Origin of the sequence: Vibrio sp. 10N.222.49.A3, assembly GCF_041475145.1 — a bacterium.
GTDB classification, from domain to species: Bacteria; Pseudomonadota; Gammaproteobacteria; order Enterobacterales; family Vibrionaceae; genus Vibrio; species Vibrio tasmaniensis_A.
Genome location: NZ_JBFRVM010000064.1, coordinates 1 through 2,926, shown reverse-complemented (window position 1 = coordinate 2,926; position 2,926 = coordinate 1). Strand labels below are relative to the sequence as shown.

The 2,926-nt window shown below is 44.0% G+C and carries 2 protein-coding genes; one reads left to right on the top strand and one right to left on the bottom strand.

All coding sequences use genetic code 11. The annotated features are described in order from the left end of the window. Window positions 1–801 precede the first annotated feature (801 nt). Complete coding sequence (ltrA, locus tag AB4589_RS12645; RefSeq protein ID WP_182796477.1) at window positions 802–2,274, top strand: group II intron reverse transcriptase/maturase; 1,473 nt, start codon at window positions 802–804, stop codon at window positions 2,272–2,274. 11 nt (window positions 2,275–2,285) lie between these two features. On the opposite strand, the gene AB4589_RS12640 is transcribed toward ltrA, so the two are convergent. Further along, on the bottom strand, window positions 2,286–2,531 hold the full coding sequence (locus tag AB4589_RS12640) for a hypothetical protein (protein WP_186437162.1): 246 nt from the start codon (window positions 2,529–2,531) through the stop codon (window positions 2,286–2,288). Window positions 2,532–2,926: the final 395 nt, after the last annotated feature.

Sequence of the window (2,926 nt, the reverse complement as noted above, 5' to 3'; positions counted from 1 at the left end):
TCTGCCCGTGCGACGTGAAGTCGTATGAAGCGTTGTTCACCACGAAAGCGTGAACCATCTGTATCACCAGATGACCCTATGGCTCTGAATAAAGTAGCGAGCCAGACAATGTAACGAAGTCAAGTAACTACTTGGCGGGAAGTAAATCGTGAGAAGAACTTCCTCCTGACAACCACAAATCGGGTGAGTGCTAGGGAGTCAGTATGATGAACATATGTGAATCCATTTAGTGCGACATGAAGTCGTATGAATCGTTGTTCGCCACGAAAAGAGCGAACCATTTGTATCACCAAATGACCCTACGGCTCTGAATAAAGAAGCGAGCCTGACAATGTAACAAAGTCTATCTGATGGACGGGAACTGAATCGCGAGAGGAAGATCCTCCTGATAACCACATAAATCGGGTAAGTGCTAGGGAGTCAGTATGATGAACAGAAGTGAATCCACGTCAGATGCGTAATTTCACAAGCAGCGGAAGTGGTTTAGACGCTGTAGCTAAATAAGCAACGAGAGTAGGAAAGAAGTTTGTGTGTATTCTTTCGTGATCGAAATGCTCTCCGCCTTATAGTGGGCATCTACCCTGACATTACGAGACATACGGAACATGGTAAGCCTGTATCACTCCCTCTGGGAAAGCCTATGTGGCCGATAGTGATGCAGGTAAAGGAGGTTGGAGAAAGCGAAAGCTGGATTGTAATGATGCAGATACAGGCACATGCCTGATCACGAAAGTGAGCCCACTTCCAACTGGTCTCCCGTTGCGAGAGAGTTTGAAGAACTTTATTAAGGAAGAAAAGCAAATGATGATTTCGAACGAGATTAGTGCATCTTCTGACAGTGCACAATGGCAATCCATTAACTGGAAGGCTGTGGAGGCGCATGTCTTAAAGCTCCAAATGCGTATCGCAAAGGCAACTAGAGAAGGTAATCACGGTAAAGCAAAAGCCTTACAGTGGATACTAACCCATTCTCGTTCAGCAAAACTTCTTGCTGTTAAGCGAGTATCTCAAAACAAAGGTAGTAAAACGCCTGGAATAGATGGCGTGCTCTGGAATACAGATGCACGTCGCATGAATGCAGTGAATCAATTGAGTCGAAAAGCTTATCAAGCTAAACCACTCAAGCGTATCTACATCCCTAAAAAGAACGGTAAGCTTCGACCACTTGGTATTCCTTGTATGGCAGATAGAGCGCAACAAGCACTCCACCTCCTTGCTTTGGAGCCTATCTCGGAAACAATTTCAGACCCAAATAGTTACGGCTTCAGACCAAACCGAAGCACTACTGATGCAATAGCGCAGTCTTTCTTATGCTTGGCTCAAAAGAAGGCAGCTAAATGGGTTCTTGAAGGAGATATTAAATCCTGTTTTGATAAAATCGGGCACCAATGGCTTCTTGATAACATCGCTGTAGACAAGCGTATGTTGGAACAATGGTTGAAGTCTGGTTTTGTAGATAAAGGGTTGTTTTATCGTACGGAAGAAGGCACGCCACAAGGTGGCATAATTTCTCCAACATTAATGCTAATCACTCTCGCAGGGCTTGAACAACAAATAAAGTCCTTGGCTCTTAAGAAGAAAGCAAGAGCCAACTTTATTGGATACGCTGATGATTTTGTTGTCACTTGTACATCAAAGGATGTATTAGAGAACGACATAAAGCCATTGATTACTGAATTTCTACTAGAAAGAGGTCTAACACTTTCCGATGAAAAAACACGCACAACTCATATTGATGATGGATTCGATTTTCTAGGGTTTAACCACAGAAAATACAAAGGAAAGCTACTCATAAAACCGAGTAAAACCAATGTACTGTCATTCTTAAGTAACTTGCGTAGACTCATCAAAACTCACGCAACGATCCCCGTAAATAACCTTATCAAAATGATAAACCCCAAAATACGGGGATGGGCGAATTACTATCGCCACTGTGTTGCTAAACGAGTTTTCGGATACGTTGGACACCAACTATTCCAAGCATTATGGCTCTGGGCTATTAGGCGTCACCCAACTAAATCAAAAAGTTGGGTCACCCATAAGTACTTCATCAACCGAAAAGGCCAATGGCAATTTCACGGTTGGCAGAAGATAATGAATATGGATTGTCAGTTCAATCTATTTCAAATAGCCAAAGTATCAATAGAAAGACATGTGAAAATCCGAAGTGCCGCAACGCCATTTGACCCTCAGCACCAAGAATACTTGGCGAAGAGAAAATTCAAAAGGAAAGCTCGCAACTCTTGGAACGATCCTGTTTTAACTGCTTTATAAGTTGCTGGGTATCAAACGATGCCTTTGCGGAGGCTTGAGCCGTATGCAGTGAAAGTTGCACGTACGGTTCTTAGGGAGACGGCACTTGGTAACAAGTGTCGTCCACCCGACAGGTGCGTCACATGAGAAGCAGCGGAAGTGGTTAATACGCTGTGGCCAAAAGGCAACGAGAGCGGGAAAGAAGTTGGGCAGTACTCTTTCGTGGTCATTAAGCTCTCCGCACCAGAGTGGGCATCTAACCTGACATTACGCGACATACGGAACACCGTAAGCCTGTATCATTCCTTCATGGGAAAGCTTTCTGCGAAGAAAGCCGATAGTGGTGCAGGTAGAGGATGCTGGAGAAAGCTAATGCTGTATTGTAATGATGCAGATACAGACTTATGTCTGGCACGAAAGTGAGCCTACTTCCAGCGGGTCTCCCGTTGCAAGATGATTTGAGGAACTTTATTAAAGGAGAAACGCAAATGATGACTTTATATAAAGTTAGTGCCTCTCCTAATGAACATCAACGCTACTCTTTAACCAGAATAGCTTTGGTCGTAAGTATTGAAGCTTCAAATGTGCATTGCAAAATCTGCCTTATTGGCAAGTGGGTGTACATAGTACGCCTTCGCGGAGGCTTGAGCCCAGTGCAGTGAAAGTTGCACGC

Coding starts and splice junctions, on each gene's coding strand:
- ltrA (WP_182796477.1), top strand. CDS start 802: ATGATGATTTCGAACGAGATTAGTGCATCTTCTGACAGTGCACAATGG.
- AB4589_RS12640 (WP_186437162.1), bottom strand. CDS start 2,531: ATGTCGCGTAATGTCAGGTTAGATGCCCACTCTGGTGCGGAGAGCTTA.